The sequence below is a fragment of the Edaphobacter sp. genome (assembly GCF_035532915.1).
Taxonomy (GTDB): Bacteria; Acidobacteriota; Terriglobia; order Terriglobales; family Acidobacteriaceae; genus Edaphobacter.
The window spans coordinates 1-13822 of the sequence record NZ_DATKQC010000103.1; the positions used below are offsets into that span (position 1 = coordinate 1).

13 protein-coding genes are annotated in these 13822 nt (G+C 61.1%); 9 read left to right on the top strand and 4 right to left on the bottom strand.

Translation table 11 applies throughout. The annotated features are described in order from the left end of the window. Positions 1–1008: phosphate acyltransferase PlsX (plsX, locus tag VMU57_RS05415; protein ID WP_325381609.1), on the top strand; the 1008-nt coding region annotated here is incomplete at its 5' end. Between the two features lie 76 nt (positions 1009–1084). Here the strand turns inward: plsX and VMU57_RS05420 are convergent. Next, a complete protein-coding gene (locus tag VMU57_RS05420) occupies positions 1085–1471 on the bottom strand; it encodes a DUF1634 domain-containing protein (protein ID WP_325381611.1) in 387 nt (128 codons plus the stop codon). After that, the gene (locus tag VMU57_RS05425; protein WP_325381613.1) at positions 1471–2307 is read right to left on the bottom strand and encodes a sulfite exporter TauE/SafE family protein; all 837 of its coding nucleotides are present in this window, start codon (positions 2305–2307) and stop codon (positions 1471–1473) included. The genes VMU57_RS05420 and VMU57_RS05425 overlap by 1 nt, the downstream gene beginning before the upstream one ends. A 129-nt stretch (positions 2308–2436) precedes the next feature. Between VMU57_RS05425 and VMU57_RS05430 the strand changes: the two genes are divergently transcribed. From VMU57_RS05430 to VMU57_RS05445, 4 genes are all read left to right on the top strand, one after another. Beyond that, positions 2437–3384 (top strand): oxidoreductase, encoded by a 948-nt coding sequence (locus VMU57_RS05430; protein WP_325381615.1) that lies wholly within the window; start codon positions 2437–2439, stop codon positions 3382–3384. A gap of 97 nt (positions 3385–3481) precedes the next feature. After that, the gene (locus tag VMU57_RS05435) at positions 3482–4645 is read left to right on the top strand and encodes a PP2C family protein-serine/threonine phosphatase (protein ID WP_325381617.1); all 1164 of its coding nucleotides are present in this window, start codon (positions 3482–3484) and stop codon (positions 4643–4645) included. 12 nt (positions 4646–4657) lie between these two features. Then, positions 4658–5116, top strand: coding sequence for an ATP-binding protein (locus tag VMU57_RS05440; RefSeq protein WP_325381619.1), 459 nt, complete (start codon positions 4658–4660; stop codon positions 5114–5116). Between the two features lie 3 nt (positions 5117–5119). Continuing rightward, positions 5120–5488, top strand: coding sequence for an STAS domain-containing protein (locus VMU57_RS05445; protein WP_325381620.1), 369 nt, complete (start codon positions 5120–5122; stop codon positions 5486–5488). Between the two features lie 15 nt (positions 5489–5503). On the opposite strand, the gene VMU57_RS05450 is transcribed toward VMU57_RS05445, so the two are convergent. Both VMU57_RS05450 and VMU57_RS05455 read right to left on the bottom strand, forming a co-directional pair. Further along, complete coding sequence (locus VMU57_RS05450; protein ID WP_325381621.1) at positions 5504–7549, bottom strand: PP2C family protein-serine/threonine phosphatase; 2046 nt, start codon at positions 7547–7549, stop codon at positions 5504–5506. Positions 7550–7593: 44 nt separating this feature from the next. Continuing rightward, positions 7594–8211 carry a hypothetical protein gene (locus VMU57_RS05455; protein WP_325381622.1) on the bottom strand — a complete coding sequence of 206 codons (618 nt, stop codon included), beginning with the start codon at positions 8209–8211 and terminating at the stop codon, positions 7594–7596. Between the two features lie 380 nt (positions 8212–8591). Here VMU57_RS05455 and VMU57_RS05460 point away from each other — a divergent pair, with 380 nt between their 5' ends. From VMU57_RS05460 to VMU57_RS05475, 4 genes are all read left to right on the top strand, one after another. Beyond that, positions 8592–9923 (top strand): MFS transporter, encoded by a 1332-nt coding sequence (locus VMU57_RS05460; RefSeq protein WP_325381623.1) that lies wholly within the window; start codon positions 8592–8594, stop codon positions 9921–9923. A gap of 51 nt (positions 9924–9974) precedes the next feature. Further along, positions 9975–11936, top strand: coding sequence for a YjhG/YagF family D-xylonate dehydratase (locus VMU57_RS05465; RefSeq protein ID WP_325381626.1), 1962 nt, complete (start codon positions 9975–9977; stop codon positions 11934–11936). Then, positions 11933–12760 (top strand): fumarylacetoacetate hydrolase family protein, encoded by an 828-nt coding sequence (locus tag VMU57_RS05470; RefSeq protein ID WP_325381624.1) that lies wholly within the window; start codon positions 11933–11935, stop codon positions 12758–12760. The genes VMU57_RS05465 and VMU57_RS05470 overlap by 4 nt, the downstream gene beginning before the upstream one ends. Positions 12761–12858: 98 nt before the next feature. Then, positions 12859–13822 (top strand): ABC transporter permease (locus VMU57_RS05475; protein WP_325381625.1); only part of this gene is annotated, 964 nt, incomplete at its 3' end.

Below are 13822 nucleotides of genomic sequence, written 5' to 3' on the forward strand. Positions count from 1 at the left end.
CCGATCGATATCGTTGTAGACGCAATGGGTTCTGACAAGGCCCCCGAATCCGAGATTCGCGGGGCCATCCTCGCTGCACGCCAGTACGACGTTCGCGTGCACCTTGCGGGGCCGGAACACATCATCCGCCCCATCCTGCGCCAGCACCTGCGCGGCCAGCATCTTCCGGTCTTTATCGTCCCCGCCTCCGAGTGGATCACGATGGACGACAAGGCGGCGCAGGCGGTGCGCACCAAGCGCGACTCTTCCATGCGCGTCGGCCTGAAGATGGTTCGCGAGGGCCGCGCTGCAGGCTTCTTTACGGCGGGAAATACCGGGGCCGCCATGGCGACGGCCAAGATGGTTCTGGGGATGCTGTCGGGCGTGCACCGTCCGGCGCTGGTCGCGGTTCTGCCTACGACGCAGGGCACTCCCTCTCTTCTGCTCGACGTAGGCGCCAATGTGGATTGCGATCCGGACAACCTGGTCCAGTTTGCCGTGATGGGCTACATGTATGCGCAAAACGTCCTAAAGATCTCTAACCCTCGCGTAGGGTTGCTCTCGATTGGCGAAGAAGATTCCAAGGGAAACTCGCTGACTCGCGATACGCTGCCTCTGCTTCGCGCACAGTCCGGCATCAATTTTATTGGAAATGTCGAGGGCCGCGACCTCTACAACGGTCACAGCGACGTGACCGTGTGCGACGGATTCGTCGGCAACGTGGCGCTGAAGACCAGCGAAGGTATTGCCAAACTGGTTACGGCGTCGCTGCGGGAATCGCTCAAATCGACCGTGACCTCGCAGGTTGGTGCGCTGCTCTCGCGCAAGGCGTTTGCCGAGTTCAAAAAGCGCCTCGACTATTCGGAGTACGGTGGAGCGCCGCTGCTGGGCGTTCGCGGAGTATGCATCGTGGGGCACGGTTCTTCAAACGAGAAGGCGGTGATGAACGGAATTCGCGTGACCGCCGAGTTCGCACAGGCTGAAGTGAATGCCAGCATTGAAGCTGCTCTCGTTGCGCCGCCTGCGTAATAAGGCTTAACACCGATTCTGCACCGATTGAAGATTGGCGGAATAAACGTCATCTCGACCTGATTATTGCCCATTATCAGGAAGAATAGATGAGGCTTGCCATCAGGACGGCGAGGACGGTCAGGCTTACGGCGACATAGAGGCGGTCGCGCTCGATCGCAAAGCCGATGACGGCAAACACGACGCGAGCGACGGGTGTGGCGATCAGCAGGATGACTCCTGCCTGAATGATGGCGGCGGAGTTGCCCTGCATCAACAGGTGCCACAGACCTTTGGGAGTGCGGAAGCCGGAGGGTTCCCCGGCGAAGGTGCGGTAGTCTACCGTCGTTCCGAGATGTGCGTAGACATAAAAAGCTCCGCCCGCCAGAACCACCGCCGATGCCAGCAGCACCCCGATCTGTAGCAGCCGTCCCATGATGGTTTCCATCTTCTGGTCGTCGAATTTGGAGTTGCGAAGATTCATTACATCCTCCCCAATGCGCCGTTCAGGATCATCTCTACCCCCAGCGCCAGAATGACGACGGTAAAGATGCTGCGCAGCACCGAGACCCGCGCACGCACCAGGAGGCGCGCGCCCAGCAACGATCCGGCAAGAACGCCGAGCATGACTGGAAAGGCCAGTCCCGGATCGACGTAGCCGCGATGGAGGTAGATTCCTGCGCTGGCCGCGGCGGTCACCCCGATCATGAAGTTGCTGGTGGTGGTCGAGACCTTGAACGGGATGCGCATGACATGGTCCATGGCCAGCACCTTGACCGCGCCGGAGCCGATGCCGAGGAGGCCGGAGAGTGTGCCTGCTCCGAACATGGTCGCAAAGCCCGCGGTGATGCGATCTACTTTATAGCTGTGCTGGCCGCCTGCGCCGTCGGGATAAGAGCCGGAGAGACGCAGCCGGTCGGACCATGGGCTGCTTCCGCCTGCCTCTACGTCGTGACAACGGCTCTGCCGCCATGACAGCCATGCCGAATAGAGCAGCACGACACCGAAGATGATGGCCAGGGCGCGGGTCGGCATCCGCGTGGCGAGAAATGCGCCGAAGACGGCACCGATGGTGGTCGCGATTTCGAGGAACATGCCGATGCGAACGCTGGAGAAGCCCTCGCGCACATAGGCGGCTGCGGCTCCGGACGAGGTCGCGATGACCGAGATCAGCGATGCTCCGATGGCGTAGCGGATATCGACGTGGAATACCACGGTCAGCAGAGGCACCAGCACAACGCCGCCGCCGAGGCCGGTGAGCGCGCCCAGCAGACCGGCGCCGATGGACCCGGCAAAGACGAGCAAGGTAAACAACAACACCGGCAATGTCGCTAAATGATCGATAACAGAACCCAGGGAGCCTGATTCCTTTGATGGTAAAACAGGTATCTGTGCAAGGGTAACGCATTAACTTTGTGTCCGAAACCGGCAGCAAACATCCAACACTGCATGAGCAAGACCTTGACCCTGGCAGACATTCCCTCACAAGCGGGCAAGCGCATCCTCATTACGGGAGCGAACAGCGGCATTGGTTATTATGCGGCCTTCACTCTCGCTCGCAAGGGGGCGCACGTCATTCTCGCCTGCCGCGACCGCCGCAAGGGCGAAGTAGCGCTGACCCGGCTGGCGACCGAAGCTCCGGGGACAGGGACAGAACTGGCGATTCTCGATCTGGCGTCGCTGGCGTCGGTTCGCGACTTTGCTGCGCGCCAGCTAGATGGAGGGCAGCCTATCGATATCCTCATCAATAACGCTGGGGTGATGGCTCCGCCGAAACACCGGCAGACGGCCGATGGCTTCGAGTTGCAGTTCGGCACCAATGTTCTGGGCCACTTCGCCCTGACCGGGCTGCTGCTGCCTGCGCTGCAGCAGGCCGCGGCACAGACCTCTGAAGCGCCGCGCATTGTCACGATTGCGTCAATCGCGCACAAACGCGGGCGGGTGAACTTCGACGATCTGCAGTACAAACAGAATTACGGTCCGATGAAGAGTTACCAGCAATCGAAGCTGGCGAACCTGATGCTTGCGCTGGAGATGGACCGCCGCCTGCGCGCCGTCGGCTCAAACATTTTGAGCGTTGCGGCGCATCCGGGTGTCGCCAATACCAATCTCTTCCAGACCGGGGAGCGCTCCGCCGTCGCGAACGCTGCCCGCAAAGTGATGGGCTACCTGATCGGCGCGTTTCTTAATACCGAAGCGGAAGGTGCGCTGCCTACGTTGTATGCAGCCACATATTCTGGAGTGACAGGCGGCGGTTACTATGGCCCGCAGGGATTTCAGGAGATGTGCGGCGACGAGATCGGGCCTGCGAAGATCGCGCCTCAGGCGAACGATAACGCGGCCGCCGCTCGGCTGTGGAATGTTTGCGAAGAACTTACGGGCGTCAGGTTCCTATAGAGGCCATCGGCGAGGCGGCAGCAAAATCCTCTTCTTCCATCGCTGCTTTCGCATATACTCATCCCGATAACGGGCCCTGTCGTGATGGGTATCTCCAATGGAGTTCACTGAGACACTTTTGGCGCAGCAGCAGGTGGTTCGCCTGCAGGCGTTGCTGGAGGCGAGCCGTCAAATCCACTCGACCATCGAGCTGGACGAGGTGCTGCGGATTGTGCTGCAGATCGTTGTTCGCGAGCTGGAGCTGGCGGGCGCGTTCTTCACCGCGTTCGAGCAGAGCTACGGCGACGTTCCGGCTGAGGTGAAGGCGTCGCTCAGCGCGGACGAAGTGATCGCCGTGATGGCAGGCGATTCCTGGCTGCGGTTTCCGCTTTGCGATAAACAGAAGAACCGTTTCGCGGACCTTGTGGTTCTTTTGCCTGCGGGCCGCGCGCTGGATATGGACGAGATCGATTTTCTGGAGGCGCTTTCGGTGCAGGCTTCGGTCGCAATCGAAAATGCGCGGTTCCATGAGCGCACCGTCGAGTGGCAGCGAATCGAGAGCGATCTCGAATCGGCGCGGCTGGTGCAGCAGAGCCTGCTTCCGCAGCAGATGCCGCAGGTCCCCGGCTATGCACTGGCAGCGCGCTCGCTGACTTGTTACGAGGTCGGGGGCGATTATCTCGATATCGTCGCCATGCCCACGGGCGACATCGCGATTGTCCTCGGAGATGTCGCAGGCAAGGGACTCACCTCCGCGCTGGTTGGCATGTCGTTCCGCTCGGCGTTTCGTGCGATGCTGCACTCGGACCTGTCGCTGGTCGAGATTGCAACGCGGATGAACCTGCTGCACTACAACGAAGGCGCGGAGTCTCGGCGCCGCTACGTGACTGCATTTTTGCTTTGGCTCAGCCCTGCCAGCAACACCATCGAGGTAGTCAATGCGGGCCACAATCCTGCGTTTTTGATGACAGGAGATCGCAGCCTGCATAAGATCGCCGCCTCGGGGACACCGATCGGGATGCTTCCCTTCTCGACCTACGACGCCGAAAAATATGTGCTTGGAAGCTCGGCGAGACTGCTAGTCTACACAGACGGATTGACCGAGGTGTTTCGCGGCGAAGAGGAGTTTGGCGAAGAGCGTCTTCTTCAGGCCTTCTCCGATTGCGAAGAACGAACCCCGGAGGCCACGCTGGCGTCACTGTGGAGCACCCTGGAGCAGTTCTCCGAGGGGCAGGAGCAGACCGATGACATGACCGCACTTGTACTGTCGAGAACCTCGTAGCGGAGATCGCCAATGACAGAGAACAATCCGGGCACCATCGAACTACATATTCCTTCGCGGCTCGGCTACGAAAAGATAGCCATGAACACCGCCGCGAGCACGGCCCGCATGATGGGCTTTAGCGACGAGCGCGTCGAGGACCTTAAGACCGCCGTGGCGGAAGCCTGCATCAACGCCATGGAGCACGGCAACAAGTTCGATGAATCGCTCAGCGTCGGCGTCATCCTGTCGATGAACGACGACTCGCTCGAGGTGAAGGTGGTCGACACCGGCGCAGGAACACAGGGCCATGGAACGACCCCTGATATCGACAGGAAGATGCATGAAGAAGAGAAGGCGCGCGGCATGGGCATGTTTCTGATTCAGGCGCTGGTCGACGAGGCCGAGTGGGTCAGCTCTCCACCGGCGGGAAGCTACGCGCGCATGGTCATCCGTCTTCATCCCGCAAGCGAATCGCTCGAAAGGAAATAAGCCATGCAGGAAAAAAGCACGCAGGTCAAACAGGACGAGGTGCAATGCGGGGACGGCGGCGGTCCCATCACGGTGCTTCGCTTTGCGGGCGACATCACCAGCGCCTCGCAAACCGCGGTGCTCGGGACTTACCAGGCACTGCCCGCGGACGCTCGGCGCATTCTGCTCGACTTCTCAAAGGTGGAGTATCTCAACTCCAGCGGCATCGCTCTCGTCATTCAACTGATGATCGCGGCCAGCAAACACGGTCAGACCATCAAGACCTTCGGGCTGACGCCGCACTTTCAGAAGGTCTTCACCATGGTGGGCATCACCAAATACACCAGCCTTCACGCCGACGAGCAGACCGCCTGCGCTGCGTTTACCGCTTGACGCCTCGGTAGCCGCTCAGGTCTCGGCCATCACCGGTTCTACGTGCGAGACCGTCCTGGGCTCGCTGCTGCGCTCGATGCGAAGCACAAGGATATCGTCCTCCTGCCCGAAGTCCTGGGCTGCTATCGCCAGCTCCGCGGCGGTGATGGGACGGCTCAGCATCTGATCGATGCGCTCGAACCCGAACAGAAGACCGTGTTCATTCTGTGCCTCGGCGATGCCGTCCGACATGAGCATCAGCGTATCGTCCATCTTCAGATTGAAGTACATGACGGGAAACTCGTTGCCGTCCACGACGCCCAGCGGAAGCGATCCTTCCATCGGCATCTCGTGGCCGTTGAGATAGGGAGGGAGATGCCCAGCGTTGGCCAGCTTCACCATGCCGTCGGCGGCGATTCGCAGCATCAGGCAGGTCGCGCTGGCGTGCTCGCGCTCGCACAACTCCGAGTTGAGCGCATTCAGGATCGACAGCGGATCGGAGTCGTGCTGCACCGCCGAACGGATCGCTCCCACGATCAAGGCCACCCGCATCCCGGCCTGCAGTCCTTTGCCGGTCACGTCCCCTACGACGATCAGCACGCTGCTGTCGTCGCTGCCGGGGATGATCTGGAAGAAGTCTCCACCGACCTCGCGTGCAGGGCGATACTCGCTCTCGATGCTAAGGCCGGCGATGGTGGGCGACTTCTCGGGGATGAGCACCTGCTGCACATGCTGCGCCTGCTTGATCTCCAGCCGCCACTGCTCCTGCCTGCGCTGCGAGTGCAGAAAACGCCGCGAGAGCATCACCGTGACAAGCAATAGCGACAGCATTGTGGAGACCGTGCCGAGCGAGATCTGAAAGCCGAAGAGAGAGAACTCTGTGGGAACGTGTATCAGGCGCAGCTCATGCTGATACTGCGAGATGGCTGCGAGCAGCACAGCGGGAAGCGCCAGCCAGCCCTCCGCCTTTTGCAAGCGGATGCCTTGATAGGCGACCCAGAACAGCAGCGCCGCCAGCGCCAACTTGACGATCAGAAGAAATGGCACCAGATACATTGCCGCGTGAACAGGAATTACCTGTCCGTAGAGGGGAGGGCGCAGCAGCGCTGTCCCCATCGCCAGCACAAATACCAGTCCCCAGACCTCGCGGTGCAGCCTGCCGATGCGGGCCACCCGAAACCAGTAGCCCCAGAACAGAACCCACAGGCCGATGCGTACAGGCGTGAAGATATCGTCGATCAGAACGACGCTGGGCGACTGGCCGATCCATGCAGTGAAGTTGACGAGAAGAACGATGGCATTAACGGTCAGGGTGATGAGCGTGACCAGCGCCAGCCAGAGATAGGCCAGCTCTTTGCGGTCGAGCCAGAAGAGACTGAGAGCCACGATCAGGGCCAACATCAGGATCAGCATCTCGAGGAAGCCACTGCCTACGCCGTGGGCGACGTCGTCCCAATCCAGGCGAATCTGTGCGGCAATCGCCGAGGAGTGCCCTAGCACGGGAGGCTCGTGCAGGCCCCCCGCATCGGGGCTGTTGAAGGGAGTAGCGCTATCCATCCACATGCGAATCGCAATCGTGATGCGGCCGCTGCGAAGATTTGGAGGCAGACGGAAGGCGCGCGGCAGCGTGCTGTATGCCGTGACGCCGTGCGAGGTGAACTTGCCGAAGGTCCCGATCTGCTGGCCGTCGACGTAGACCTGATAGGCGTCGTCGGCGTTGTCGGGCATCTTCAGCGCGAGAGGATCGTCGGCTCCCTCAACATTAATAGTCAGCCGATACCAGGCATAGCCGGAGTAGCCCGCGAAGCCGCGGTCGGTCCAGCCCGGAAGATATCCGCTGCTGCCCAAGGTAGGGTCCGCTGTGCCGGGCGGCGGGGTCAGGTCCATCTCTGTCCAGCCGGAATCGTCAAAGCCCGGCTGGGCCCAGGCCATGTTATCGCCGGTGTGAAACTTCCACGGGCCTGAGAGCTCTACCGCTGCGTTGCCCAGCGTGACCTGCATGGCTGCCGGGCGGCTCTGTGCCACGGCCAGGTGGCCGCCAGATAACAGCAACAACAAGAGGCAAAGCCAGAAGCGGCGCATAGGCAGACATCCTGAAAACGATCAAGCAGACCGCGGAAGACGGCTCAACTAAACAGGGACGCGCGGAGTGCGCGTGACCGTTCTCCGTAGAGCAGACAACCGAACAGCAGTACCCCAGAGGACAGGAGCACGATCGAAGCCGGCTCCGGCGTCATCGCCGTACTGGCGGTTGCCTCACCCGTGGGGAAATTTCCCGGAGGAACGACGCCATCTTCGGTGATGAAGAAGTAGCCGCGGTCACCGCTAAAGATGGTTCCGTCGGAGAAGCCCAGGTCGTACGATCCATTTGCAGGATTCACCGGGCAGTCCGTCGTGGTGAAGATATTGCCGGAGCTCGCAGGCGCGCAACTTGCAGGCTGCCCGGTCAGTACGCCGCCAGCGGGGAAGGAGAGGTCAAGGCCGGTCCAGTCAAGCCCCGACAGGTTGTGACCCGCGAAGCATCCGTCCGCCGTCATTCCTGGTGGCAGCTCTCCTGTGGGGCTGCAGGGAGTGAAGTAGACATTGAACGACGTGCCGGAGATGGGATAGAGCAGATAGGGCAAAGAGTTCGCAGGGGGCGGTGGATCCAATACTTTAATATGAAAGTCGACAGGATCGGCTTTTGCCGGGCCTATGCACCCAAAGATCAATGCGATTAAAACTAGACAGTAAAGAGCTTTCATGGCTGACTCCTCCTTTTTCTCTCGAAAATTTTCCCGTGATGTCTCACCGTGAATTAAGGGGAGGAAAGAAAAGGGGGCCGGCACGTGAGACAACTGCTTGGAACCCACTATAGGAGTACTGTCTATGCGAGTCAATCAAATCGTCTCAAGGCATAGGCGTTCGGCTGTTTGCCTGAAGTTGAGAACAGGCAACGACAAAAGCAAGGGCGAACCCCCAGAAATGTGAGTGCTTGCGGAGAGACGAGCCAGCGTAGCCGCAAGGGCGGTAATATGTGAGGCAGAAATACTTCGTACTTTGCAAGCTCCACGAAGCAGTTGCGCGGTATCGGCAATTGATCAAAACCAGCCAAAGTTTTCTCAAGAATTGGGAGCAATCCTCTGTGGACCAGACCTCTGCCGGAGAAGTGAACGCCAACCTGCGCAAACGCTGGCTGATCCTTCTGCCTGCAGTCTTCGTGACCTACAGCCTCGCCTATCTCGACCGCGCCAACTATGGCTTCGGCGCGGCGGCGGGGCTGGCAGCGACGCTGCAAATCACCGATTCGCAGACCGCGCTGCTGGGGTCGCTCTTCTTTCTTGGATACTTTTTCTTCCAGGTGCCGGGCATTGCTTATGCACGGCGCAGGAACACCAGCAAGCTCATCTTTTTCACGCTGATTGCATGGGGCTCGCTGGCAGCGCTGACCGGCGTCATCCGGAGCTTCTGGCTGCTGGCCGTCGACCGTCTTCTGCTCGGCGTCGCGGAGAGCCTGATCTTTCCGGCGATGCTGCTTTTGCTGACCAACTGGTTTACGCGGTCGGAACGCTCGCGCGCCAATGCCATCCTGATGCTGGGCAATCCAGGGACGATCCTGTGGATGTCAGCAATCACCGGCTTCCTCATCCGCTCGTTCGGATGGCAGATGACGTTCATCCTCGAAGGCGCTCCCTCGATTGCGTGGGCCTTCGTCTGGCTGATGATCGTACGCGACCGGCCCGAGAAGGCATCGTGGATGAGCGCGGCGGCAAGCGCCTCTCTGAGCCGGCAACTCGCCGCCGAGCAAGCCGCGTTGCCGAAGGTAGGCAGCCTCGGGAGCGTCCTCATTCGGCCCGATGTTCTGCTGCTCTCGGCACAATATTTTTGCTGGAGCCTCGGCGTCTATGGATTTGTACTTTGGCTGCCGACTATCATTCGCCAAGGCAGTTCGCTGGGCATCGGAGTCACGGGGCTGCTCAGTGCAGTTCCGTATCTGCTGGCGGTGCTGGCGATGATGCTGGTGGCCTATCGCTCGGACAAGAGCCTGCGCCGCCAATCGCTGGTGTGGCCGTTTCTTATTCTCTCGGGAGCCGCCCTGCTGGGATCGTTCCTGTTGGCGGCTCATAGCTTCTGGCTGGCCTACGGCTGCCTGATTCTGGCGGGTGGCGCGATGTTTGCGCCCTACGGCCCCTTCTTTGCAATTATCCCGGAGATCGTTCCCAGCAACGTTTGCGGCGAGACGATGGCGCTGGTGAACAGCTTTGGGGCGCTAGGAGGGTTCTTCGGCTCCTGGATCGTCGGCCTGCTGCAGGCCCGCACCGGCAACTCCCGCGCAGGCTTTCTTCTGATGGCCGTCTCTCTGATCGTCTCCGGATTTATCATGATCCTCGGCTTCGGCAAGCCCGCCTCGCAGACGACAGGCCAGCCGAATCAAGTTAGTCTTGAAGCACAGACCGCCTCCCCACCCACACCATAGCCAAGCAAGACAACGCGGAGCAGAGCCATCCCACCCATCCCCATCCCGTCCATCTTCGAGAGTCCCGGCTTCGATTACAGCGCCGTGAAGACGCATGCCCCCGGCCCGCAGGGTGCATTGCCGATCACGCCCGAGATGCTGCTCACGCAGCCCTCCGGCAATCTCTTCGGGTTGAGCCAGGACGCGGGCATGGGGTGGGAGCCGCAGCGACTGCTCGACCCTGAATTCCTCATCCTCAGCACGCATGGGGGAGTGCGTGCCGCTGACGGCACCCCTATCGCGCTCGGCTTCCACACCGGACACTGGGAGGTCGGCCTGCTCGTCTCAGAGGCCGCCCGTGAGCTGCGCGCGCAGCACTGCATCCCCTTTGCCGGGGCCTGCACCGATCCCTGCGACGGCCGCACGCAAGGCACCGAAGGCATGCTCGACTCGCTGCCCTATCGCAACGATGCCGCCATCGTGCTGCGTCGGCTGATGCGTTCGCTGCCGACACGCAAAGGCGTGCTCGGCGTCGCCACCTGCGACAAGGGACTGCCTGCCATGATGATGGCGCTGGCCTCCTCGGGCAAAGTTCCGAGCATCCTCATTCCCGGCGGGGTCACGCTGCTGCCCGACGACGGAGAAGATGCGGGCAAGGTACAGACCATCGGCGCACGTTTCGCGCAGAAGCAGATCACGCTTGAGTACGCCGCCGACATTGGCTGCCGCGCCTGCGCCTCGCCCGGCGGCGGCTGCCAGTTTTTGGGCACGGCCGCAACCGCGCAGGTGGTCGGCGAAGCGCTTGGACTCTCGCTGCCGCACACCGCGCTTGCGCCCTCGGGCCAGCCGATCTGGCTCGACGCGGCGCAACGCTCTGCACGCGCGATTTTGCGAATGACGCAGACCGCGATGGGAACCTCAGACGTGTTGACGCAGGCCTCGATCCGGAACGCTATGGTGCTGCACGCTGCCTTTGGCGGCTCGACCAACCTGCTGCTGCATCTGCCGGCCATCGCTCATGCGGCCGGACTGGCGCGGCCAACCGCCGCCGACTGGACCGAGATCAATCGCCATACGCCGCGGCTGGTTGACGCTCTGCCCAATGGCCCGCGCCACTTCGCCACGGTGCAGGTCTTTCTCGCCGGGGGCGTGCCGGAGGTGATGCTGCATCTGCGCCGCGCCGGGCTGCTCGATACCAGCGTTAAGACCGTTGCTGGAACGACTCTCGATGAATGTCTGAACTGGTGGCAGGACAGCCCACGGCGCCGCAAACTGAAGGAACAATTGCTGGCGCAGGATGGCATCGACGCCGACGACGTCATCATGTCGCCTGACGTCGCCCGCGAGCGCGGACTGACCTCTACCGTCTGCTTTCCCGCAGGCAATCTTGCTCCCGAGGGCAGCGTCATCAAGAGCACCGCCATCGACCCTACGCTGATCGACGAGGCGGGAGTCTACCGTCATCGTGGACCGGCGCGGGTCTTTATCTCTGAGACCTCTGCCATCGAGGCCATCAAGGCCGGAGCCGTGCTCGAAGGCGATGTCATGGTGCTGATCTGCGGCGGCCCGCTTGGTGCGGGGATGCAGGAGATCTACCAGATCACTGCCGCTCTCAAGGCCCTTCCTCACTGCAAACATGTTGCCGTGTTAACAGATGCTCGCTTCAGTGGAGTCTCCACCGGGGCCTGCATCGGACACATCTCTCCGGAGGCGCTCGCCGGAGGCCCCATCGGCCGCATTCATGACGGCGACACCATCGAAATTGTCGTGGATCGCAACGCGCTCGCCGGAACTGTCAACCTGATCGGCGAGAGGGACGAAATCTTCTCCGCGGAAGAAGGCGGCAAGCGCCTCGCTGCACGTCCGCCACGGCCCGATCTCGCACCTCACCCCGCGCTTCCGAACGATACTCGCCTGTGGGCTGCGCTGGTGCAGGCAAGCGGCGGAGTCTGGGGCGGATGCGTCTACGACACCGACAGGATCCTCGCTCGGCTCGCTTCATCGACATCCAAACAAGAAAGGTCAGATACGTGAGACTCTACCGCACCCAGAATGGCCCCTACCTGCTCCACGACAACCTCTACTACCACATCCAAGACACCACATGGGACGCACTGATCACCCGTGAAGACCTGTACGACTTCTGTCGCTCCGTCGTCGAGCGCGGCGAGCGCACCACGTCCTTTTCCTATGGCACGCTGCTTGCTCCAATCGAAAGCCAGGAGGTGTGGGCCGCCGGTGTGACCTACTACCGTAGCCGCAGCGCGCGCATCGAGGAGTCGAAGGATGCAGGCGGCGGCGACTTCTATGACCGCGTCTACTCCGCCACTCGCCCCGAGCTTTTTTTCAAAGCTACGGGGGCTCGCGTCGTCGCGCCGAATCAGAAGGTAAGGATTCGCAGCGATGCTACGTGGTCGGTGCCCGAGCCTGAGCTCACGCTGCTGATCAGTCCTAAAGGAACGATCCTCGGCTACACCATCGGCAACGATATGAGCTCGCGCGATATCGAGGGAGAGAATCCGCTGTATCTTCCCCAGGCCAAGGTCTATGACGGAAGTTGCGCCCTCGGGCCCTGCATCCTGGTCAGCCCCGAGCCGCTGCCGGCGGCGACTCGCATCTCCATTCAGATTGTGCGCAACAGCGAGACGGCGTTCTCGGGCAGCACCGCTCTTTCGGAGATGAAGCGCGACCCTAAATCCCTGGTCAGCTTCCTGTACCGCGACAACAGCTTCCCCAACGGATGTTTTCTGATGACCGGCACCGGCGTCGTTCCACCCGACTCCTTCACCCTCGCCAGCGGGGACCAGATTCGCATAGTCATCGACCCTATCGGCACGCTCGCCAACGATGTAGCCTGAGCTACCCTGTAGCGCGAAAGTTAGCAGGAAAGGGTGCAGCACTGCGATACTTAAAAAGAAGTCGAATCAAGGCTTAAAAGAGTCAAACTACCAGACTGATGGCGATCACCACTTCCTCCAAATCGGGTTCGTTCGAGCGAACGCTGGCAAGCGCACGTTCCACGATGGTCTTCAGCGAAGTGGTGCGGCTCGCGGTGGACAGCTTTCGCGCCAATAAGATCCGCTTTTTGTTGACAATGCTGGGCATGGTGATCGGCGCAGCGTCGATCATTCTGGTAGTCACCATCGGCAAGACCGGCAAGGAATACGCTCTGAACGAGCTGACCAGCATCGGGCCTAACAAGGTCGAGATGCAGTATGTCGGGGGCACCATCGCCGGGCCCAACAATACCACCACGCCCGACCTGATGACCTACGAGGACATGAACGCCGTTCTCGAACAGGTCCCGGACATCGTCGCCTCGTCGCCGATGCTTGAGGTTCACTACAACGTCGGGATTGGCGGTGGCGTCACCAAGGATGCGATGCTGCTTGGAGTTTCGCCGCAATACAAGCAGGTGCGAAACCTGGAGGTGGTCTCAGGGCGGTTCTTCGACGATCAGGACACGGTCTCTCGCACCAAGGTCGCCGTCATCGTAGAGCCCTTCGCCAAGGCGCTCTTCGGCAGCAGCTCGGGGGCCGTGAGCCACAACATCACGGTTGAGGGAATCCCCTTCGTCATCATCGGGGTCTTCAAAGAAAGTGTGGCGACCTTTGGCCTCTCCGAGATCAGCGATCAGACGCTGCTTGTGCCCTACCCCATCGCCCGCTACTTTACCGGCAGCGACAAGGTAAAAGAGATCTTCTTCACCATGCGGGACCCGGCAGACGTCGTTCCCGCGTCCAAGCAGATCCTGGCGATCATCAAGAGTCGCCATCGATCGTCCTCGTCCTACCTTCCGTTCATCATGACAGGATTTCTGAGCATCATGGCGAAGATCGCCGATATGCTGACCGTTGTGCTGTCGCTGGCTGCCGGTATCACGCTGATCGTCAGCGGCGTCGGCATTATGAACAGCATGT